Below are 21,020 nucleotides of genomic sequence, written 5' to 3'. Positions count from 1 at the left end.
CAGAATTCATAAATATAAAAAAGGCTACCATTAGTCAGTATTCACTAACTTCCTGGTAGCCTTTTTACTTTACTATTTTTTATTTTCAAACTCCAAATCCGTAATCGAAAAAACAAATGCGTCATGATTTTCACCAAGTTGGAACAAATAATTGCGTAAGAGTCCTTCCTTGGTAAAGCCGGCTTTTAAAAGAAGTTTCCATGAAGCTTCGTTATCGGGAAAAGTCACCGCTCCGACACGTGCTAGTTTTAATTCATCAAAACAGTAAGTTAACACAGCTTGCAGTGCTTCTTGGATATATCCGTTTGACCAAAAATCTGGATGTAGATCGTATCCGACTTCGCATCTCTTCGTATTTAGAACGAGGTTGTTTAACCCAATCGTTCCTAAGAATTCTTTGGTCTCTTTTAATTGGATTCCCCAACGGACGGACCTTTTAGAAGAGAATCCACTCTTCATATTTTCAAGCATTTTCTCAGCTTGTTCAATTGAAGTCAATGGGTCCATTCCATAATAGCGTGTTACATCTTCACGAGAAAATTGGTTGAATAAGTGAACAGCATGAGCTGGTTGTAATTCTATTAGTTGTAGTCGCTCTGTTTCTAAAATAGGAAATGACAATGGAAGACCTCCTAAATTTATGATTGCGTTTCTTTTGCAAAATAAATGAAATCAATCGGAATCCCACTTAAGTCAAATTGGCGTAAAAATGACGTGACCTGACCGCGATGATAAGAAGAGTGATTTACAAAAGTGAAGAACATGTCCTCACGAATATTTGAAAATGGATCACCTTTAATATTCGTGAAATTAATTGTAGCTCTCCAATCTTCCTCTGACAAAGATGAAAGAAATACTTCCATTTCTTGATGCAAATCAGAAAAGGCTTGTTTAGTTAAGGCGACTGTACTGACGTCAAATTCTTTCCATTCCGGCTTCTCAATGCCTTGTAATCTCTTAAACCATAAATAATCAACACTGAGTACATGAGAGAATGTTTTACTTATTGTAGGAAATGAATTTTTCGCTTCTCGATGATATATTGCTTCACCTTGAGAACCGACATGATCTAATAATTTCTGAGTAGCCCATTGGTGATAGTGAAACATAGTTTGCCATTTCATTTTTGAATCCCCCTTTTAAAAATTGTGAATATTCTCCATAGTAACACTTTATCGAGGTAATACACTACCACTGTAGTTTGTTATAATTTGGAAAATAATAATTGAAGTTACTGAATGCCCCCCTTATACTCGTTATAAAGGGGTGTTTCATATGGTTTTATTAACAGGCGAAAATTTACACTTAGAAGAAATGCGTTCTATTTTATATAATAATGAAAAAGTTGATTTAGATACCGATGCATTGGCTCGTGTACAAAAAAGTAGAGAAGCAGTTGAACGAATTGTTAGCGAAGGAAGAACCGTTTATGGCATCAACACAGGGTTCGGTAAATTTAGTGACGTAAGTATCGACGAGGAAGATGTGCATGCACTGCAGTTACATTTAATTCGTTCACATGCTTGCGGAATAGGAGAGCCGTTTGAAGAACGAGTGTCTCGTGCCATGGTTGTTCTTCGTTTAAATGCGTTATTAAAAGGATTTTCGGGAATACGAGTAGACGTATTAAAGCGCTTAGCTTATATGGTAAACCACTCAATTCATCCTGTTATTCCGTCTCAAGGCTCGCTTGGTGCATCCGGTGACCTAGCTCCCCTTTCTCATTTAGCCATTGTATTGGTTGGTGAAGGTTTCGTGTGGAAAGATGGACAGCAAGTAGCTGCGAAACAAGTGTGGGACGATCACGGACTTGATCCGCTAGTTCTTGAAGCTAAAGAAGGCCTTGCTTTAATTAATGGAACACAAGCAATGACAGCTCAAGGTGTGGTTAATTGGTTAGAGGCAGAAACACTAGCTTACCAAAGTGAATGGATTGCAGCCATGACAATGGAAGCACTTCATGGAATTACAGATGCATTCCATCCTGCTGTGCATCAAGCAAGAGGTTATGTTGAACAAGTGGACGTAGCAAGAAGAATGCTTGAATGGCTTGAAGGAAGTCAGCTAGTCACGAAACAAGGTGAGAAGCGAGTTCAAGATGCGTATTCTCTGCGATGCATTCCACAAATTCATGGAGCGAGTTGGCAAGTACTGGGCTATGTAAAAGAGAAGCTTGAAATTGAAATGAATGCGGCAACTGACAATCCTCTGATCTTTGAAGATGGGGAAGTCATTATTTCAGGTGGGAACTTCCACGGGCAGCCAATCGCTTTTGCAATGGATTTCTTAAAGCTGTCAGTAGCTGAATTAGCTAATGTGTCAGAACGTCGTATTGAACGTTTAGTAAATCCACAATTAAACGAAGGATTGCCACCATTTTTAAGTCCACAACCAGGGCTGCAATCTGGCGCAATGATTCTACAATATGCCGCGGCAAGCTTAGTTTCTGAAAATAAAACCTTGGCCCATCCAGCTTCAGTGGATTCAATTCCATCTTCTGCAAATCAAGAAGATCATGTAAGTATGGGAACAATCGGCGCACGACACGCTGGTATGATGATTCAAAATGCACGTCGTGTTCTTGCAATCGAAGCATTCTGCGCACTTCAAGGATCGGAATACCGTGGGAAAAACAAAATGTCGCCTTCACTCCAAGACAAGTGGGATGAATATCGCTCATTCACACCGTCGATGGATGAAGACCGAGTTTTCAGCACAGATATCGAGCGTATTAGTGCATACATGAAAAAGGAAACAGGCAAACCTGTCTATTCTAGTAAAGTAAGTATTACCGTATAAACAGCAGCAGACTCCAGATAGTAAGTAGTTCAGATAACGTGGAGAAACAATAGAATTGGCATTGGAAATCGAGTATGAAATCGCATAGATTTTATACTCGTTTTTTTATTGATATGTAGGGGATATTCATATAGTTGTTATTTGATGTACGAAAAATATACAAAATGAATAGTAAATTTATATTAAAATATAATTGTGGAGAACTTGGTCCTGTTCTGTTAAAGGACAGGTTTGTCGAAGAAATTAAGAGGGGGATAGAATTAATGGACAATTGTTATGAACATAAAGACATCCCAAAATGGGCATTTGAAAAAATTGAGATAACAAAGCCAGACCCTATGTGGGAGGACAAAGGTATTCAAGAGAAAGAAGAACTTTACAATTTACTTTCTGCTTTTGGTGTTAAGCAAGTAGAACATATAGGTAGCACAGCAATTCCTAATTTGCCCGCTAAACCAATTATCGACTTAATGGCTTCTATTCCATCATTTCAACATATCAACAAAATAGTGAAAAGCCTATCATTGCACGATTGGCATTATGTACCTCCCGAATTAGACAATCAGCCATGGAGAAGATTTTTTGTTAAAGTGAAGAACGATAAACGAGTAGCTCATTTACATCTAATGCAAGAAGGAGAAGATCGTTGGGAAAAACAACTTAAATTTAGAAATAAACTAAGAACTAATGCACACCTTGCAGAGGAATACGCTTCAATTAAAAGCCAATTAGCACAAGAGTTTAATAATGACCGTGAGAAATATACTGAAGCAAAGACAGAATTTATAAATCAGGCGTTATCTAACTAAGTAGGTGATTTAATGAAGAAACTCCTATTAAATAAGATAAGCTCAGTGCAATAAACTCTGAGCTTTTTCTTATTTTATATGTATTTACATCGATTTCAGTTGATTGAAATGGAGGCGGCGACTCCGGAGGAATCAGCACAAATTGAAGACTCTGCACTGAGCAACGCGAAGGAAGCGGCTGAAGTTGTGCCCGCGGAAAGCGCCAGCCGCAATGAAAATCAGCATTTACTTTGTATTCACACTCAAAAACAGACTCCAGTTCAAAACTTGGAGTCTGCTTTTCATTATTTCACACCATATTTCCGATCAAGCTCAACTAAATGTGCATCAGGATGATGACCATTCATGATTAAATCCCTTAAAATATGAGATCCCAACATGCTATAAACCGTCCCATTTCCACCGTAGCCTAGTAAGTAATAGTGCTTTTCCTTCGTAGGATGTTGTCCGATGAAAGGCAAATTATCAATAGATTCTCCAAAGGTTGCACCGTAAACGTAATCAGTTTCAAGGTCATATTGCGGAAACAAATCTTTTAATTTTTCCAGTAAAATTTCACCGCGGTTTTCTATTAATTCTAAGGATTGAGGAGCTTGTGCATTTTCCTCATCTAATCCTCCAATGATGATTCGATTTTCAGCAGTCGTTCTAACATACAGATAAGGACGAGCCGTTTCCCAAATTAATGCTTGTTCATGCCATTGAGTAAAATCATCTACAGGCTTGGTTACCATCGCATAGGAGCGATTGATGTCAGCTCCAATACGATTACCAACAGGAACAGTCTCATATCCAGTCGTATAAATAATATTACTTGAACTAAATTCACCAACCGATGTTCTTACTGAAATTTGATCATCAATCGTAAAAACGTCTTGAACCTCTACAAATTCAAACAAATGGCCACCTTTTTCTTCAATAATATCAAGAACACCATTTACAAATTTATAAGGGTTAACTTCAGCGTCATCAAAAGTGACTAGAGCACCAGCTTTGGTAAATGCCATATGCTTTGAAAGCTCTTCTTGTTCCCAGTAGTCACAAGGGAAGCCATGTTTCTTTAATGTTTCGTATTCTTTTTTTATTTTCGGAACGTCTTCTTCAGAACTTGCATAACAAATACTTGGACGCATAATAAAATCTGCTGAAGATGGAAGACGTTTTGCCACCATCTTTAACTGATTAACAGCTGCATAGCATATTTGATAAAAACGTACGGCTTCTTGTTCACCAATTTGGTCAATTAATTCATGAAGCATAATATCATTAGAATATTGGAGCAAGCCGGTATTAGCCATCGTACTGCCTGTAGCCATTTGACGTTTATCTAATACAGCTACTTTTAATCCCGCTTCAACAAAGGCTAGGGCGGTTAATGATCCAGACATGCCACCTCCAACAATGATGACATCGTATTTTTCTAACTTATCTGGAGCTTGTCTTGTTGCTTTATTTGGTAAGGTTGATGGCCAATAGACAGAGCCGTTATGAATATCCACGAGTTGTATCCCCAATCATTTTTATCTATCTCTTTATACCCAAAGGCTGCAATATTTAAGCAAGCTTTGACAACTTCATAAATTATGTTGAGATTATTTTGTTATAATGACTAATAGATAGTGAGCAAGTGAAAGGACGATGCAATGATGAATGAAAATACAAATAAACCTCATATTTTATTAATAGATGGCATGGCCCTATTATTTCGATCTTTTTTTGCAACATCAGTGTTTGGGCAATTCTTAAGAAATGAACATGGAGTCCCAACTAACGGTGTGCAAGGATTTGCTAGACATGTATTAACCGCTAAACAAATGATGCAACCGACACATATGGCGGTATGTTGGGACATGGGGATGCATACGTTCCGCAATGACTTATTCGACGGCTATAAATCAAACCGTCCTGCACCTCCTGAAGAAATGCTTCCTCAATTTGATATGGCGAAAGACATTTCTAAAATGCTTGGTTGGCAAAATTTTGGTGAAGTAGGCATGGAAGCAGATGATCTAATTGGATCAATGGCGTGTAAGTGGCAAAATGAAGCAAATATTACCATTATAAGTGGCGATAAAGATTTGCTGCAATTGTTAAGTCCTACTACTAAAATAGCCTTCACGAAAAAAGGTTATTCTATCTATGATGAATTTACGTATGAACGATTCCTTGAAGAATATCAAATCGAACCTTCTGTGTTTGCTGATGTTAAAGCTTTTATGGGAGATTCGAGTGACGGATACCCAGGGGTAAAAGGTATTGGGCTTAAAAGTGCCTTACAATTAATTCAAACGTATGGCTCTGTTGAAGGCGTTATTGACGCGATAGGGGAATTAAAGCCTGCGCAACAAAAGAAAATTCAAGAGAATCTAGATATGTTACGTTTATCCAAAAAATTAGCAACCATTCATTGTGAAATGGATTTGCCAATTGAATTGGACGAATTACGAATTCCAACGTATAGTAAACAACATTTAACATCACTTGAAGAAGCAGGTTTTGGATTGACTAGCAGACATGCCCAGTCCTTGTATTCGATTTAAATTGGAGGAATGATTGTGGATATTGTTACACATTTAATGCATATGAAGGATTGTATACTTGGACAATCGACAGATTTAGCTCGTATTATCACAGAGGAACAAAATGCGCGTTATCCAGAACTGAAACGCGTAGAGTTAGACTTGTATCCACTACGTGTTGAACTAGTCGAATTATATGGTGCCTGTTTAGGGATGACCGAAGAACAGCGCGTTTTTGTTTTAAAAGAGTGGGGAGAAAGAGCCGGAACTCACACGGCTAGAATGCAACAAATCACAATTGATATGATGCTTCGTGAAGTACCTCATTATCGAAATACGATTGGTAGCGTCATTAAATATGAAGCTCAAAAATTAAATTTAAGCGCGAACGAATTGTATGATGTAATTGATGTTTTAGATCGTTCCATTAACGATGTTGTTTATTTTTTCAGTGTTCCATTTGTCCGTCATGACCAAGAGCAACTAGCCTTCTCTCAACAAATGGTTGTAGAATTGTCTGTGCCAGTAGTTTCAATCAATGATGATATTGCTGTTTTGCCATTAATCGGTTCAATGAATGCTGAAAGATCACGTGTTTTACAAGAGCGTGCTTTAACAGAAGCTTCTCGTTTACAAATCAAACATCTCATCATTGATTTATCTGGCGTCCAAACAATTGATACATTCGTAGCGCAACAATTGTTTAGTTTACTGGATGCGCTATCCTTAATAGGTGTAAAAGGTACGGTTAGTGGAATATCGCCAATTATTGCCCAAACGCTTGTCCATTTAGGGTTGGATTTCGGAAAAGTAGGAAGTTATTCATCCCTTAAACGAGCTCTATCTGTTATTCAATCAAATTAGTATGAGGTGCCATTTTAACGAAGGTTAAAATATCTTTATTATTTTCATAAGAGACATGACGAATTTGGCTAGCACGATTTCTTCCTCCGTTATCATGGAGGGTGAGTGTTAAGCCATTTTCTTTTTCTTCAAACCCAATGAGAGGTACCCAATGATAAGCAAATTCGAATTTGCTAAACCATCGTAACCCAAAATATCGATCAAACTTACAAGCAACAGGATGTCCAGCCAGTAACTCTGCTTTAGCCTCTTCAATCGTACAAGATTCTATGGTCCAATTTGGTCCAAGCAATTTGCGTAAATTACGCTTGAAACGCCATGTGAATAAACCAATCCGCGTACCACCAAGTAATCCGTATAATTGATTTATTTGATAGGGGCATGAATTGGGCATCCAATAACGAAGAATGCTCCACGCCGTTACAGGACCACATGCTGATGCATGATAATTTTCATCAATGGACGCATCATATTGAGAGAAACCTTCTAAATCTAATTGAACTCGCATATTTTCACCTCAATAAAAAGAGTTTTTCCGTCTGATTTCACAGTACGGAAAAACTCTTTTTTTGTGAAATATAAAGACTAAGACTTCAAGGTATTGTAAATATCAAAATAAAAAGCGGCACTTAACCTAATGTGTTAAGTGACCGATTATTTTCTTTTATTAATATTTGTAAAGCTGCACGGAAAGAGATATGAGATTCTAACTCTACTTGAATTCCTGCTTGAACGATTTCACGAACAAATCTAGGATTAAATCCAACATAGATAGGACGTACACCCATCAATTTTAAAGAATTGTTTAATTGATAAAGTTCATCTGTTAACTCCGTATAATCAAATGCTTGAATATCTTCAACTGTAACACCTGTGAAGTCAAAAATAGCTTTTTCAGTGTCACGATGCTTTCCGATATAGGCTAAAGTATTTGTTCGAATGCTATCGAATCTTTCTTTAAACATATGACCAGCGATCGGCACCAAAATTGTACTAGGTACAACTGAAGGAATAATAGGAGATGCCATATTTTTAATAATTCCTTGATAGTATTTAATTTGTTCTTTTAGTTCCTGTATTTCAAGTTCTTGGGACATTTTGCACCTCAAAGCTATTTTTCTTAAAGTATAGCACTACCTAATAGTGTGTTGCACCTGTATTAGTGAAATTTGTGGTTTATTCATACTATAAGCAGTTAAATCGACATAATAAAAAAAGGTAGACACATGGTCTACCCGTTTTGGCTTTGTAAAAATTCAGTTACTTGCTCAGGTGATTTCGCGTTCGCACTATGCAAATGACCCTTTTTATCCCCATTTTGATAAATCAATAAACTCGGAATGCCCATAACATCATATTTATCTGCAACTTCAGGCAGTTCATCACGGTTGATTTCAAACCATTTGTATTGTTTATATTCTTCTATTATAGGATCAATAAACATATCCATTCTTGTGCAGTCTGGACACCATCCTGCCGTGAATTTGACGATGACTTCTTCATCTTTAGAAATGATTTGGTTAAATTCTTCCATTGTTGAAATAGCTTTCATGTATTCGTTCCTCCTTGGTCTTTAGGAACAGTTTACATGGTATTTCATTGTAAGAATAGCATTTTGTATTTCTTATTGAAGCTGTTGTTTATATCCTTGGTATTGTTGAACTGTTTGTTGAATTTCTTTTGTATCAGCAGGAGTCAGTGCATACCAACCATGTTTAAATTGAAGTTCATAAAAGTTTCTCTGTTGTTTTGAAATATCACGTAATTGAGAAAAAATCATTTGATATAGTGCATCATGACTCGCTTCTTGAGTCGCTGTTTCATAGGCACTACATAAATGCTTTTCCATCGACAAAGCATCGCTAATTAAATCTCGATCATTTAATTGAGGCGTTTCTGCAAAAGGAGTCTCTGTATTTTGAACGGTTGATTTATTCACGACATCGGACCTCCTTCGTTTTGTTTTAAGAATTTTAAAATCTCGTCATAATGTTTTGTATGCATCTGTTGTGCAGCCTCACACTCTTTTTTAATGTCGGGAAGCTGGCATGTTTGCGCGACCCAATCCATTTTTTTAGATGCTAGTAAATTCCAAGACAACATATCGCTTAAGTATAAGAGGTCCTTGGAAGATACCATTTTTGGTGGTTCAGGATACATAGCTTGTTGATCAGCTGGTTGAGAAAATAAATTCACGAATAAAACCTCCTTTAAAGTCGAAATTAGTATGCACGGTATCTTCTCATGTATACGAAATCAAATTTTTTCGGAATATGTAAGGAAAACGATGCATAATACTCTTTAATCATTCATAAAATAGTTGGTAAGGTATTGGCATTTGTGAAATGTTTTCTGTTTATATTAGTTTGAATTACTAAAATCGATATGTAATTGAACATATTTGTATTAATCATCTACAGAATGAAATACAAACATTTGATTTAATTTATTTTGAGATCTTATTTAGTGTGGTAAGTTGTGAATCGAGATTTTTTACCAATTCTTTTGTCATTTAAATATTGCGAAAAAAGAGAAAATGATCTAGTATTAGATTCATAGATGGTGTTTCTATTTTTTTTGATTTAAAAATGAATGAGTATTCATTCAAGAATTTGATGAGGAGGTTTTTCAAGTGTCATTTCAAATTAAAAAAGCGGCAGTTTTAGGATCGGGCGTTATGGGTTCTGGCATCGCAGCACACTTAGCAAATATCGGTATTCCTACATTGTTATTAGATATGGTACCTCGAGATTTATCAGAGGACGAAAAGGGAAATTCGTCGGCAAGAAATCGTGTGGCTCAAACTGCACTTACTAAATTACTAAAACAAAAGCCTGCTCCATTAGCTTCTAAGAAAAATTTAGCTTTGCTAACAGCTGGAAACTTTGAAGATGATTTAGAGAAGTTGAAAGATGTAGATTGGATTATCGAAGTAATTGTTGAAAACTTAGATATTAAAAAAGGATTATATGAAAAAATTGATGCTGTTCGCAAACCAGGAACGATTGTGACATCCAATACATCAGGTATTAGCATTAATGCAATGAGTGAAGGTCGTTCAGATGATTTCCAAAAGCACTTCCTTGGAACGCATTTCTTTAATCCACCGCGCTATTTAAAATTGCTTGAAGTTATACCGGCAGAAACTACACTTCCTGAAGTCGTAGAGTTCATGAAATCATTTGGTGAAGATAAGTTAGGTAAAGGCGTTGTACTTGCGAAAGACACACCGAACTTTATTGCGAATCGTATCGGAACTTATGGTTTACTGATTACACTTCGTGAAATGTTAGCAAGAGGATACTCAGTAGGTGAGGTTGATTCGGTAACAGGTCCAGCAATTGGTCGACCGAAATCAGCAACATTCCGTACATTAGATGTAGTCGGTTTAGACACTTTCGGCCATGTCGCGAAAAATGTGTATGACCAAACAACTGGAGAAGAACAAAAAGTATTTGAATTACCTCCGGTGTTAAACAAAATGCTTGAAAATGGTTGGTTAGGTGCAAAATCAGGTCAAGGTTTCTTCTTGAAGAAAGACAAAGAAATTCTTGAGCTAAATACAGAAACAATGGAATACGAACCTGTTAAAAAGTTGAGAACACCATCACTAGAGATGGCAAAACAACAAAAAGGGTTAGCTGCTAAAGTAAAAACTCTTACTTATGCTAATGACCGTACAGGTGAGTTATTATGGAGTGTTTTGGCTCCAACGCTTGTGTATTCAGCAAAACTACATGGTGAAATTGCTGACGATATCGTAGCCATCGATAACGCTATGAAGTGGGGCTTCGGTTGGGAACAGGGACCGTTTGAAGTGTGGGATGCATTAGGGGTGAAAGAATCAGTTGAAAAAATGAAGGCTGAAGGATTAGAAATTCCTACCTTCGTTCAATCCCTATTAGATAGTGGTCATGAGTCATTCTATTTTGAACAAGATGGAGATCTTTATTTCTTCAACGGAACGGAATATGAATTGATTCCAACAAATGAAAAAGTAATTAATCTTAAACGATATAAAAAGAAACATGGCGTTATTAAAAAGAATTCGGGTGCTAGTTTAATAGACCTTGGAGATGGAATCGCACTTCTTGAATTCCATTCACAATCAAATGCGATTGGCTTAGACATTTTACAAATGATTAACTTTGCTGTTGATGAAGTTGAGAAGAACTTCAAGGGGCTTGTCATTGGGAATCAGGGCAAGAACTTCTGTGTCGGTGCTAACCTTGGGATGATTTTAATGGAAGCACAAGATGATAATATTTTTGAACTTGATTTCACAGTTCGAGCTTTCCAAAATGCCATGATGAAAATCAAATACAGTTCAAAACCTGTCGTTGCTGCACCATTTGGCATGACTCTTGGCGGCGGTGCTGAAGTTTGTTTACCAGCTGCACACATCCAAGCATCAATGGAGACGTATATGGGCTTAGTAGAAGTCGGCGTTGGTCTGATTCCAGGCGGCGGTGGAAACAAAGAGTTATACATGAAGCATTTAAAAGGCTTACCAAACGGTGTCCATACAGATTATCTATACGTTGCATCTAAAGTGTTTGAGACAATTGCCATGGCGAAAGTTTCAACATCTGGTGAAGAAGCAAGAGAAAACAATTTCTTGAATTTCGCAGATGGAATCAGTGTGAATGCAGACCATTTAATCTATGATGCGAAACAAGCTGCTTTGGCCTTGTATGAAGGAAATTATAAAGCACCACTACGTGAAAAAATTCCTGTAACTGGTGAGTCTGGTTATGCAGCATTACTTTTAGGAGCAGAAGGTTTATTCCTTTCAGGATTTGTTAGCGAACATGACTTGAAAATAGCGAAAAAATTAGCATTTGTGTTAGCTGGTGGAAAAGTACCGTACGGCACATTAGTAGATGAGCAATACTTACTTGATTTAGAACGTGAAGCATTCTTAAGTTTAGTTGCAGAACCTAAATCACAAGCAAGAATGCAAAACATGTTAGTAAAAGGAAAGCCTTTACGTAACTAGGTTGCGATTGGGTAAAAGGAGGAAAACTTATGCGCGAAGCAGTACTTGTATCAGGTGCAAGAACACCTGTAGGGAAAGCGAAAAAAGGCTCTTTAGCAACAGTTCGTCCTGATGATTTTGGGGCATTGGTCATTAAAGAAACATTACGTAGAGCTGGCGGATATGATGGTCCAATCGATGATTTAATTCTAGGATGTGCAATGCCAGAAGCTGAACAAGGTATGAACGTTGCACGTAATATTGGAGCTTTAGCTGGATTACCAGATACAACTCCTGCAATTACAATCAATCGTTTCTGTTCATCAGGTTTGCAATCGATTGCGTATGCTTCAGAACGTATTATGCTAGGACACTCTCAAGCGATTATCGCTGGTGGAGTTGAATCGATGAGTATGGTTCCGATGATGGGGAATACGATTCGACCAAATGCTAAATTAGCAGAAACGGCACCTCAATATTATATGGGGATGGGTCATACAGCTGAGCAAGTTGCCATGAAGTATGGAATTAGCCGTGAAGATCAAGATGCATTTGCTGTTCGTTCTCATGCGAATGCTGCAGCTGCAATCGCAGCTGGTAAATATGCAGATGAAATCGTACCAGTTGAAGTAACAAAACGATATGTGGATGAAAACAATAAGCCACAAGAAAAAATATTTATGTTCGAAATGGACGAAGGTGTTCGTGAAGGCACGAATATGGAGACTCTTGCGAAACTTCGACCTGCATTCAATGCTCGTGGAACTGTAACAGCTGGTAACGCGTCACAAACTTCTGATGGAGCGGGTGCACTACTTGTTATGGATCGTGAAGTTGCGGAAGCACAAGGGTTAAAACCACTTGCTAAATTCCGATCATTTGCAGTTGGTGGAGTACCTCCTGAGGTAATGGGAATTGGACCAATTGTGGCTATTCCTAAAGCGCTTAAAATCGCTGGCTTATCAATTGAAGATATCGATCTTTGGGAGCTTAATGAAGCATTTGCATCACAATCGATTCAAGTTATTCGTCATTTAGGAATTGATATTAATAAAGTAAATGTCAATGGTGGAGCTATTGCATTAGGTCATCCACTAGGGGCAACTGGTTCAATTTTAACAATCAAAATGATTCACGAATTAAAACGTCAAGGCAAACAATTTGGTGTTGTTACGATGTGTATTGGTGGCGGAATGGGTGCTGCTGGAGTATTTGAAATTCTTTAATAATTGTCAGAAAAATAGATTAGCCAAGATTTATATAATAGGAGGAACTAAACATGACGAATTCAGTTGAGAATATGATTAAGGGCGGAAGCTTTTTAGTAGAAGACGTGGCTTTAGATCGCGTATTCACACCAGAAGATTTTACAGATGAACATAAAATGATTGCTAAAACAACAGAAGAGTATGTGAATAATGAAGTATTTCCTGTCATTGAAAAACTTGAAAACCATGAATTTGAACACTCAGTAAAACTATTAAAATCTGCAGGAGATTTAGGTCTTCTTGGTGCTGATGTTCCTGAAGAATATGATGGCCTTGGATTAGACAAAATTTCTTCCGCTTTAATCGCTGAAAAAATGTCAAAAGCTGGTGGGTTTTCGATTACTCATGGTGCCCATGTTGGAATTGGTTCACTACCAATCGTTCTTTTTGGTAATGAAGAACAAAAACAAAAGTACCTACCTAAGCTTGCAACTGGGGAATTGATTGCAGCGTATGCATTAACAGAACCTGGTTCAGGATCAGATGCTTTAGGAGCGAAAACATCTGCTAAGTTAAATGCAGAAGGTACTCATTATGTACTTAACGGCGAAAAGCAATGGATTACAAACGCAGGATTTGCTGATGTATTTGTTGTTTATGCAAAAATTGATGGAGAACATTTCTCTGCATTCATCGTTGAACGTGAATATGATGGTGTTTCTGTTGGTGCGGAAGAGAAGAAAATGGGGATTAAATCATCTTCGACACGTACTTTAATTCTTCAAGATGCTCAAATCCCAGTAGAAAACCTACTTGGTGAAGTTGGCCGTGGCCATGTGATTGCATTCAATATTTTAAACATTGGGCGATACAAATTGGGAGTAGGTACAGTTGGTGCTTCTAAACGTGCGTTTGAATTAACAGTTGCTTATACAAACCAACGTCAACAATTCAAAACACCGATCTCGTCTTTCAATTTAACAAAAGAAAAATTGTCTACAATGGCAGCGCGCTTATATGCATCTGAAAGCTTAATCTATCGTACAGTTGGTTATTTCGAAGATCGTATGAGCCAATTAAGTGCGGAAGAACAAAAAGACGGTAAAGCAATTGCAGCTTCGATTGCAGAATATGCAATTGAATGTTCAATCAATAAAGTATTTGGTACAGAAGTTTTAGATTACATTGCAGATGAAGCGGTTCAATTACATGGTGGTTATGGCTTTATGCAAGAGTATGAAGTAGAACGTATTTACCGTGATTCACGTATTAACCGTATTTTTGAAGGTACAAATGAAATTAATCGTTTGTTGATCCCTGGAACTTTCCTTCGAAAAGCGATGAAAGGTGAACTTCCACTTCTTCAAAAAGCAAAAGCACTTCAAGAAGAGTTATTAATGATGATGCCTGAGGAAATCGAGGACGCACCATTAGCTCAAGAAAAAGTAATTGTACAAAATGCCAAGAAAATTGGTTTGTTAGCTGCTGGTTTAGCGGCTCAACGTTATGGTGCTAAGCTTGAAACTGAGCAAGAAGTATTAGCAAACATTGCTGATATCGTTAATAATTTATTCGCGATGGAATCAGCTGTATTGCGTACAGAAAAAGCGATTCAACGTGATGGTGTTGAAAAAGCGAACCAAAAACTTCTATACACACAAATTTTCTGTCAAGAAGCATTCGAGTGTATTGAAAAAGACGCGAAGGAAACATTAATCGCAGCAGTAGAAGGAGATAACTTACGTATGATGCTTTCAGCTCTTCGTAAATTAACTCGTTCAACTCCTTACAATGTAATTGCTAAAAAACGTGAAGCATCAGTGAAAATTATTGATGCAGAAAAGTATATTGTCTAAATAACCAAATCCGACCGCTTCTGATGAGGCGTTCGGGTTTCTTTTTTGATATCATAAATAAAAATAGGAGGTAGAATAATGGCTATTACGTATTATGGATATCCTAATTGTGGATCGTGCATAAAAGCAAAGTCTTGGTTAAATGCTGAAGGAATTGAGTATCATGATGTACATATAGTTGAAACTCCGCCTTCAAAAGAAGAGTTGAAAAAAATTGTAGAAACGAGTGGATTTCCACTTAAAAAGTTTTTTAATACGAGTGGCATGAAATACAGAGAGTTAAGTTTAAAGGATAAAATCCCGACTATGTCAGATGATGAACAGTTAGAAATGCTAGCTTCTGACGGGATGCTTATTAAGCGACCACTCGTGACAGATGGTGAGAAAGTAACGGTTGGATTTAAGGATTCAGATTTCGCAGAGAATTGGAAAAGAGTTTGAACATATCTTGTTTTTAGTCGGTGAATATGTCAAACTGAAATTGAAAAGATTACATATGTGGAGGGGTATAATATGAGCACACCAAAAGATTTACGTTACTCTGAAGAACACGAATGGGTTAAAGTAGAAGATGGTAAAGCACGTATCGGAATTACACATTTTGCACAGTCAGAACTTGGTGACATCGTATTCGTTGAACTACCACAAGTAGGCGATGAAATTAAATCGAACGAACCTTTCGGAAGTGTTGAATCTGTTAAAACTGTTTCTGAACTTTATGCACCAATTAGCGGTAAGGTAATTGAAGTGAATAGTGAATTAGAAGACAGCCCTGAATATGTAAACGAATCACCATATGAAAATGCATGGATGATCGTAGTTGAGCCTACAGATACTGCTGAAGTGGATGCACTTATGACGGCAGAGCAATATGAAGAAATGACTAAAGAGTAATAGACTTAAAAAACGCCGATCACTTTTCGGCGTTTTTTCTTTACACTGAATTTAATTTAGGAGTGAAGAGGATGAGTAGTGATAAAGTGATTGTGGTTGAAGGAAGATCAGACAAGCTCAGAATCAATATGGTATTAGCAGAACCACTTGAGATTATTTGTACAAATGGAACTGCCAGTCCAACTAAAATAGAAGAACTATTAACTCCTTACGAAGAGTATGAGATATTTATATTCGCAGATGCGGATGCTTCAGGTGAAAAACTCCGACAAATTTGCAAACGAGCGTTTCCTGAAGCACGACATCTATATACAGATGAAAAATTTAAAGAAGTTGCCACAACCCCTCTAAAAGTGTTAGCCTCAATATTATTAAATGCACATATTGATGTAAAAAAAGAATTTTGCGGTTAAAAGGATGTAATAGTTATGGAAGAATGGACTCGAGAAGAGTGGGAAACTACTTCAATGAGCGAAGAAATGACAGCATATTACTTGTACGCGCCAATGTGTGGAACCTGTCAAGTTGCCTCAAAAATGCTGTCAGTTGTTAAAGAAATGATGGTAGACGTTAAGATTGGTCAAGCGAATTTGAATTTTGTAGAGTCATTGGCTGCTGATTATCAAATTGAAAGTGTTCCTTGTTTATTAATAACTGAGCAGGGAAAAGTTCGTGAAAAAATATATGCATTTCACTCAGTACCTTATTTATACGAAAAATTAAAAAGAAAATAATTGACGAAGAAAATTGAACATGTTACATTATCATTCGTACTTAAAAATTTAATATCGTTGCTCTTATTAAGAGAGGTGGAGGGATAGTGCCCTATGAAACCCAGCAACCGTCACAATTTGTGAAATGGTGCCAAATCACTCAAAGCAATTGCTTTGATAGATGAGAGAATGGTCTGACGTATATATATCTATGCGCTTATGTCCCTTCTGCTTGTCTGCAGAAGGGGCTTTTTTGTTTCCTCAAATAAATAATTTTGTTGGTTGAGAGGAACACTAACAGGGATACGCAGAGGAATAGCAATATTAAGTCACAAGTGCTCCTTAATGATTAAGCAATCGCAGAAGATACTAAAAATTATAGGAATAAAAGAGGTGAGTATGATGATTGTATTGGAGAATCTATCGAAAACGTTTCAAACAACGAATGGTAAATTAAAGGCAGTAGATCATATCAATTTAACAGTAAATCAAGGCGAAATTTTTGGAATCATTGGCTACAGTGGTGCTGGGAAAAGTACATTGATACGTTTGTTGAATGGATTAGAAAAGCCTACTGAAGGCTCAGTAACAGTGAATGGTCAAAACATATCAGCTAGTAAAGGTCATCAACTCCGTCTAGCAAGACAAAAAGTTAGCATGATATTCCAGCATTTTAATTTATTGTGGTCACGAACTGTAGAAGACAATATATCATTCCCGCTAGAAATAGCTGGAATCAGTAAAATAGAGCGCCAAAAGCGAGTGAAAGAATTAATCGAGCTTGTAGGGTTAACCGGTAGAGAGAAAGCCTATCCATCTCAACTGTCAGGTGGTCAGAAACAACGTGTCGGAATTGCTCGTGCACTTGCCAATCAACCTGAAGTGTTGTTGTGTGATGAAGCTACCTCAGCTTTAGATCCTGAAACAACTGATTCAATTCTAGAATTATTAGTTGATATCAATAATCGACTTGGTCTGACCATTGTATTGATTACACATGAAATGCACGTGATTCGTAAAATATGCCATCGTGTTGCCGTAATGGAGGCTGGCAAAATTGTTGAACAAGGAAACGTTCTTCAAGTCTTTCAAGCTCCAAAGCAAGCGATTACGAAACGTTTCGTTTCACAAATTAGTGGAAACGTAACAGCTAATCAAACAATTGCTCATTTAAAAGAACAATACCCTACAGGGAAATTAGTCAAATTAGTTTTTGTTGGAGATCGGACAGAGCAGCCAATCTTATCTCGATTAATTAAGCAATTTCAAGTAGAAGTGAATATTGTTCAAGGCAATATTGAACAAACTCAAAACGGTGCATATGGAACCTTGTACTTACAACTTGATGGCGATGCGAGAGCTATTGATGAAGCGATTAAGTACTTACATGATCAAGAAGTTCAAACGGAGGTGATTTCACATGATTGAAAACCTTCTACCGAATGTTGACTGGGACAAAATGTGGGAAGCAACACTTGAAACTTTATATATGACAGCAATGGCAACAGGCTTCACATTTGTGATTGGACTAGGCTTAGGGGTTTTGCTTTTCTTAACGAGTCCACATCAAGTATGGGCAAATAAGATGGTTTATTGGTTGACTGGCGCGTTTGTAAATATCTTTCGTTCCATCCCGTTCATTATTTTAATCATCTTGCTAATCCCGTTTACGAAGTTTCTGTTAGATACGATTCGGGGAGCAAATGCCGCACTACCAGCACTAATTATTGGCGCAGCACCCTTTTATGCACGAATGGTTTTAATTGCTTTACGTGAAATTGATAAAGGCGTCATTGAAGCTTCTCGTTCGATGGGAGCAAAAACTTCCACAATCATTTGGAAGGTTTTATTGCCAGAATCATTACCCGCATTACTATCTGGCCTTACAGTTACAGCTATTGCTTTAGTGGGTTATACAGCTATGGCTGGCATTATAGGTGCTGGCGGATTAGGTAACTTAGCATACTTAGATGGATTTCAAAGAAGTCAAGAAGATGTAGTTCTCGTTTCAACAGTACTCATCCTCATCATTGTGTTTATCGTCCAGTGGGTTGGCGATACGATTACAACAAGAGCAGACAAACGTTAGATTGGTGCCAACGAGTAGTCTCGTTCACATATAAATTAGAAAAAAGGGAGAGACAAATCATGAAGAAATTTGTAGCAGGAATATTATTATCAGTAAGTGCGTTAACATTAGGGGCATGTGGAACAGATAGTGATTCAACATCAGGTTCTAATGGAGAAAACAAAGAATTAGTTGTAGGTGCTTCGAATGTGCCTCATGCAGAAATTTTAGAACAAGCAAAACCGTTGCTTGAAGAGAAGGGAATCGATCTTGTGATTGAAACATATCAAGATTATATCCTTCCAAATGAAGATTTAGAAAATGGCGACTTAGACGCAAACTACTTCCAACATGTACCTTACTTAGAGTCACAAATCGCAGACCACGGGTATGAATTTGAAAATGCTGGTGGAATTCACATTGAGCCAATCGGTGTTTATTCAAAAAAATATGATTCTTTAGAAGAACTTCCAAACGGTGCGTCAATTCTAATTAGTAACTCAGTAGCTGATCATGGACGTATTCTATCGATGTTAGAAGCTGAAGGTTTAATCACACTTGCTGAAGGCATTGATAAAACAAAAGCTGAAGTGAAAGACATTGTCGACAATCCAAAAGATCTTCAATTCGAAGCAGAGTACGAAGCTGCTCTTCTTGTTCAATTATATGAGAACGAAGAAGGTGATGCAGTATTGATTAACTCAAACTACGCAATTGATGCTGGTATTAATCCTTTAGAGGATTCAATTGCGATTGAAAATACAGATTCACCTTATGTAAATATTATTGCCGTTCAATCTGGTAATGAAGATAACGAAGAAATTAAAGCATTAGTAGAAGTGTTAACTTCTAAAGAAATTCAAGACTTTATATTAGAAGAATGGGGCGGCTCTGTCGTACCAGTGAAATAAAGATATGTAAAGACGCCGAGAACTTCGGCGTCTTTTATTGTGGATGAATAAATTGATTGACAGAGTTAGAATGCTGTAAAAATTGATTATTCCGCCTATTTTATAAGACGTTCACTTTAACAAGTAGGTGTGTTAAAGTGTTTTTATCTTTCTAGAGAGAACACTTGTACAATAGAGGAGGACATCATGATGAAGATAAAAATTGGTTTACTTGCAAGAATCGCACTAGCAATTGCACTAGGAATTCTTATTGGGTCTTTTGCGCCTGAAGGTTTAGTACGTCTACTTGCAACCTTTAATGGTTTGTTTGGTAACTTCTTAGGTTTCGTTGTGCCATTAATTATTATTGCTTTTATTGCTCCTGGAATAGCGCAATTAGGCAAAGGCTCAGGAAAACTTTTAGGGTTAGCAACATTTTTCGCCTATTCATCGACATTAGTAGCAGGTTTCCTAGCACTAGTGGTCGGCATGAACGTGTTGCCAAACTTTATTAAACCTAATGCCGTAGGATCTTTTGAAAATCCTGAAGAATTTTTAGCAACTGCTTTCTTCACAGTTGATATGCCTCCAACTTTTGGTATTATGAGTGCTTTATTATTGGCTTTTATATTTGGAATTGGAATGGCCGCTACAAAGAGTGATGTTCTATTAAAAGGTTTTACAGAATTTAACGTCATCATTGAAAAAGTAATCAATCACGTCATTATTCCATTACTCCCAATACATATTTTTGGAATCTTTATGAATATGACATTTGGCGGACAAGTTGCGAAGATCCTTTCTGTATTTGCAGTTGTCTTTGTGATTGTTATTCTTTTACACTTTACAATGTTAATCCTACAATATTCATTCGCAGGAGCTTTAAATAAACAAAATCCATTTAAATTAATGAAAATCATGTCACCTGCGTATTTTACGGCTCTTGGAACTCAATCGTCCGCAGCAACTATCCCTGTAACTTTAAAACAAGCACGCAAAACTGGGGCTTCTGAAAAAGTGACCGATTTCACAGTTCCTTTGTTTGCTACCATACATTTATCAGGAAGTACGATTACACTAGTAACTTGTGCGATCGGGGTTCTTTTATTAAATGGAGAAAGCATTGAAATCACAAAAATTATTCCATTCATTTTCATGCTGGGTATTACAATGATTGCTGCGCCAGGAGTTCCTGGTGGAGCTGTTATGGCAGCGATTGGATTACTTAGTTCAATGCTAGGTTTTAACGAAACAATGGTTGCATTAATGATTGCACTTTACCTAGCACAGGATAGCTTTGGTACAGCTGCAAATGTAACTGGTGATGGCGCATTATCCATGATTGTTGATCGATTTACTCGAGGTAAATCAAAGGTATTAGAGAAAACTGAATCTTAATATTACGTCTATTCCGACTATTCG

22 protein-coding genes, 1 pseudogene and 1 riboswitch are annotated in these 21,020 nt (G+C 37.2%); of the genes and pseudogenes, 15 read left to right on the top strand and 8 right to left on the bottom strand.

Annotated features, from left to right (window positions below):
* Positions 1–72: 72 nt before the first annotated feature.
* Both AC3EA5_RS08080 and AC3EA5_RS08075 read right to left on the bottom strand, forming a co-directional pair.
* The gene (locus AC3EA5_RS08080; protein WP_488607855.1) at positions 73–621 is read right to left on the bottom strand and encodes a GNAT family N-acetyltransferase; all 549 of its coding nucleotides are present in this window, start codon (positions 619–621) and stop codon (positions 73–75) included.
* A 17-nt stretch (positions 622–638) separates the two neighbouring features.
* Complete coding sequence (locus tag AC3EA5_RS08075; RefSeq protein WP_488607854.1) at positions 639–1,124, bottom strand: DinB family protein; 486 nt, start codon at positions 1,122–1,124, stop codon at positions 639–641.
* A gap of 151 nt (positions 1,125–1,275) precedes the next feature.
* Between AC3EA5_RS08075 and hutH the strand changes: the two genes are divergently transcribed.
* Both hutH and AC3EA5_RS08065 read left to right on the top strand, forming a co-directional pair.
* Positions 1,276–2,799 carry a histidine ammonia-lyase gene (gene hutH / locus AC3EA5_RS08070; protein WP_488607853.1) on the top strand — a complete coding sequence of 508 codons (1,524 nt, stop codon included), beginning with the start codon at positions 1,276–1,278 and terminating at the stop codon, positions 2,797–2,799.
* Positions 2,800–3,062: 263 nt separating this feature from the next.
* Positions 3,063–3,608 carry a GrpB family protein gene (locus AC3EA5_RS08065; RefSeq protein WP_488607970.1) on the top strand — a complete coding sequence of 182 codons (546 nt, stop codon included), beginning with the start codon at positions 3,063–3,065 and terminating at the stop codon, positions 3,606–3,608.
* 284 nt (positions 3,609–3,892) lie between these two features.
* Here the strand turns inward: AC3EA5_RS08065 and AC3EA5_RS08060 are convergent, their stop codons facing one another.
* The gene (locus AC3EA5_RS08060) at positions 3,893–5,107 is read right to left on the bottom strand and encodes an NAD(P)/FAD-dependent oxidoreductase (RefSeq protein WP_488607852.1); all 1,215 of its coding nucleotides are present in this window, start codon (positions 5,105–5,107) and stop codon (positions 3,893–3,895) included.
* A 147-nt stretch (positions 5,108–5,254) separates the two neighbouring features.
* Here AC3EA5_RS08060 and AC3EA5_RS08055 point away from each other — a divergent pair, with 147 nt between their 5' ends.
* Both AC3EA5_RS08055 and AC3EA5_RS08050 read left to right on the top strand, forming a co-directional pair.
* The gene (locus AC3EA5_RS08055) at positions 5,255–6,148 is read left to right on the top strand and encodes a 5'-3' exonuclease (RefSeq protein WP_488607851.1); all 894 of its coding nucleotides are present in this window, start codon (positions 5,255–5,257) and stop codon (positions 6,146–6,148) included.
* Between the two features lie 15 nt (positions 6,149–6,163).
* On the top strand, positions 6,164–6,991 hold the full coding sequence (locus AC3EA5_RS08050) for an STAS domain-containing protein (RefSeq protein WP_488607850.1): 828 nt from the start codon (positions 6,164–6,166) through the stop codon (positions 6,989–6,991).
* On the opposite strand, the gene AC3EA5_RS08045 is transcribed toward AC3EA5_RS08050, so the two are convergent.
* From AC3EA5_RS08045 to AC3EA5_RS08025, 5 genes and pseudogenes are all read right to left on the bottom strand, one after another.
* Positions 6,975–7,499 carry a cysteine peptidase family C39 domain-containing protein gene (locus AC3EA5_RS08045; protein ID WP_488607849.1) on the bottom strand — a complete coding sequence of 175 codons (525 nt, stop codon included), beginning with the start codon at positions 7,497–7,499 and terminating at the stop codon, positions 6,975–6,977. The genes AC3EA5_RS08050 and AC3EA5_RS08045 overlap by 17 nt on opposite strands.
* Before the next feature lie 121 nt (positions 7,500–7,620).
* Complete coding sequence (locus AC3EA5_RS08040; RefSeq protein ID WP_488607848.1) at positions 7,621–8,088, bottom strand: STAS domain-containing protein; 468 nt, start codon at positions 8,086–8,088, stop codon at positions 7,621–7,623.
* Between the two features lie 134 nt (positions 8,089–8,222).
* A pseudogene (locus AC3EA5_RS08035) lies at positions 8,223–8,546 on the bottom strand (thioredoxin family protein); the annotation flags it as partial.
* A gap of 69 nt (positions 8,547–8,615) precedes the next feature.
* Positions 8,616–8,930, bottom strand: coding sequence for a spore coat protein (locus tag AC3EA5_RS08030; RefSeq protein ID WP_488607847.1), 315 nt, complete (start codon positions 8,928–8,930; stop codon positions 8,616–8,618).
* A complete protein-coding gene (locus tag AC3EA5_RS08025; protein ID WP_488607846.1) occupies positions 8,927–9,187 on the bottom strand; it encodes a hypothetical protein in 261 nt (86 codons plus the stop codon). The genes AC3EA5_RS08030 and AC3EA5_RS08025 overlap by 4 nt, the downstream gene beginning before the upstream one ends.
* Positions 9,188–9,623: 436 nt before the next feature.
* Here AC3EA5_RS08025 and AC3EA5_RS08020 point away from each other — a divergent pair, with 436 nt between their 5' ends.
* The 11 genes from AC3EA5_RS08020 to AC3EA5_RS07970 all read left to right on the top strand — a co-directional run bounded on the left by AC3EA5_RS08020 (position 9,624) and on the right by AC3EA5_RS07970 (position 20,996).
* Positions 9,624–11,990: a 3-hydroxyacyl-CoA dehydrogenase/enoyl-CoA hydratase family protein gene (locus AC3EA5_RS08020; protein WP_488607845.1), complete on the top strand. Its 2,367-nt coding sequence runs from the start codon at positions 9,624–9,626 to the stop codon at positions 11,988–11,990.
* A gap of 29 nt (positions 11,991–12,019) precedes the next feature.
* Complete coding sequence (locus AC3EA5_RS08015; RefSeq protein ID WP_488607844.1) at positions 12,020–13,195, top strand: acetyl-CoA C-acetyltransferase; 1,176 nt, start codon at positions 12,020–12,022, stop codon at positions 13,193–13,195.
* Positions 13,196–13,248: 53 nt separating this feature from the next.
* On the top strand, positions 13,249–15,033 hold the full coding sequence (locus AC3EA5_RS08010; RefSeq protein WP_488607843.1) for an acyl-CoA dehydrogenase family protein: 1,785 nt from the start codon (positions 13,249–13,251) through the stop codon (positions 15,031–15,033).
* Positions 15,034–15,111: 78 nt separating this feature from the next.
* A complete protein-coding gene (locus tag AC3EA5_RS08005; RefSeq protein ID WP_488607842.1) occupies positions 15,112–15,474 on the top strand; it encodes an arsenate reductase family protein in 363 nt (120 codons plus the stop codon).
* 72 nt (positions 15,475–15,546) lie between these two features.
* The gene (gcvH, locus tag AC3EA5_RS08000) at positions 15,547–15,927 is read left to right on the top strand and encodes a glycine cleavage system protein GcvH (RefSeq protein WP_394190436.1); all 381 of its coding nucleotides are present in this window, start codon (positions 15,547–15,549) and stop codon (positions 15,925–15,927) included.
* 71 nt (positions 15,928–15,998) lie between these two features.
* Complete coding sequence (locus AC3EA5_RS07995; protein ID WP_488607841.1) at positions 15,999–16,340, top strand: toprim domain-containing protein; 342 nt, start codon at positions 15,999–16,001, stop codon at positions 16,338–16,340.
* Positions 16,341–16,355: 15 nt separating this feature from the next.
* A complete protein-coding gene (locus AC3EA5_RS07990; RefSeq protein WP_394190440.1) occupies positions 16,356–16,661 on the top strand; it encodes a thioredoxin family protein in 306 nt (101 codons plus the stop codon).
* 60 nt (positions 16,662–16,721) lie between these two features.
* Positions 16,722–16,828, top strand: a riboswitch (SAM riboswitch).
* A 214-nt stretch (positions 16,829–17,042) separates the two neighbouring features.
* Positions 17,043–18,068, top strand: coding sequence for a methionine ABC transporter ATP-binding protein (locus tag AC3EA5_RS07985; protein ID WP_488607969.1), 1,026 nt, complete (start codon positions 17,043–17,045; stop codon positions 18,066–18,068).
* The gene (locus AC3EA5_RS07980) at positions 18,061–18,729 is read left to right on the top strand and encodes a methionine ABC transporter permease (RefSeq protein ID WP_488607840.1); all 669 of its coding nucleotides are present in this window, start codon (positions 18,061–18,063) and stop codon (positions 18,727–18,729) included. Before AC3EA5_RS07985 ends, AC3EA5_RS07980 begins: the two co-directional genes overlap by 8 nt.
* A 59-nt stretch (positions 18,730–18,788) precedes the next feature.
* Positions 18,789–19,619 carry a MetQ/NlpA family ABC transporter substrate-binding protein gene (locus tag AC3EA5_RS07975; protein ID WP_488607839.1) on the top strand — a complete coding sequence of 277 codons (831 nt, stop codon included), beginning with the start codon at positions 18,789–18,791 and terminating at the stop codon, positions 19,617–19,619.
* A 189-nt stretch (positions 19,620–19,808) separates the two neighbouring features.
* Entirely contained in the window at positions 19,809–20,996 is a 1,188-nt protein-coding gene (locus AC3EA5_RS07970; RefSeq protein ID WP_488607968.1) for a dicarboxylate/amino acid:cation symporter, read from the top strand.
* Positions 20,997–21,020 lie beyond the last annotated feature (24 nt).

The sequence above is a fragment of the Paenisporosarcina sp. genome (assembly GCF_057785155.1).
This window is presented reverse-complemented; position numbering and strand designations above follow the sequence as displayed.

Bases quoted from the DNA above. Each gene is read 5' to 3' on its own strand.
- AC3EA5_RS07985 (WP_488607969.1), top strand. From the start codon at position 17,043: ATGATTGTATTGGAGAATCTATCGAAAACGTTTCAAACAACGAATGGT.
- AC3EA5_RS08075 (WP_488607854.1), bottom strand. From the start codon at position 1,124: ATGAAATGGCAAACTATGTTTCACTATCACCAATGGGCTACTCAGAAA.
- hutH (WP_488607853.1), top strand. From the start codon at position 1,276: ATGGTTTTATTAACAGGCGAAAATTTACACTTAGAAGAAATGCGTTCT.
- gcvH (WP_394190436.1), top strand. From the start codon at position 15,547: ATGAGCACACCAAAAGATTTACGTTACTCTGAAGAACACGAATGGGTT.
- AC3EA5_RS07975 (WP_488607839.1), top strand. From the start codon at position 18,789: ATGAAGAAATTTGTAGCAGGAATATTATTATCAGTAAGTGCGTTAACA.
- AC3EA5_RS08005 (WP_488607842.1), top strand. From the start codon at position 15,112: ATGGCTATTACGTATTATGGATATCCTAATTGTGGATCGTGCATAAAA.
- AC3EA5_RS07990 (WP_394190440.1), top strand. From the start codon at position 16,356: ATGGAAGAATGGACTCGAGAAGAGTGGGAAACTACTTCAATGAGCGAA.
- AC3EA5_RS08055 (WP_488607851.1), top strand. From the start codon at position 5,255: ATGAATGAAAATACAAATAAACCTCATATTTTATTAATAGATGGCATG.
- AC3EA5_RS08015 (WP_488607844.1), top strand. From the start codon at position 12,020: ATGCGCGAAGCAGTACTTGTATCAGGTGCAAGAACACCTGTAGGGAAA.
- AC3EA5_RS08040 (WP_488607848.1), bottom strand. From the start codon at position 8,088: ATGTCCCAAGAACTTGAAATACAGGAACTAAAAGAACAAATTAAATAC.
- AC3EA5_RS07970 (WP_488607968.1), top strand. From the start codon at position 19,809: ATGAAGATAAAAATTGGTTTACTTGCAAGAATCGCACTAGCAATTGCA.
- AC3EA5_RS07980 (WP_488607840.1), top strand. From the start codon at position 18,061: ATGATTGAAAACCTTCTACCGAATGTTGACTGGGACAAAATGTGGGAA.
- AC3EA5_RS08045 (WP_488607849.1), bottom strand. From the start codon at position 7,499: ATGCGAGTTCAATTAGATTTAGAAGGTTTCTCTCAATATGATGCGTCC.
- AC3EA5_RS08065 (WP_488607970.1), top strand. From the start codon at position 3,063: ATGGACAATTGTTATGAACATAAAGACATCCCAAAATGGGCATTTGAA.
- AC3EA5_RS08010 (WP_488607843.1), top strand. From the start codon at position 13,249: ATGACGAATTCAGTTGAGAATATGATTAAGGGCGGAAGCTTTTTAGTA.
- AC3EA5_RS07995 (WP_488607841.1), top strand. From the start codon at position 15,999: ATGAGTAGTGATAAAGTGATTGTGGTTGAAGGAAGATCAGACAAGCTC.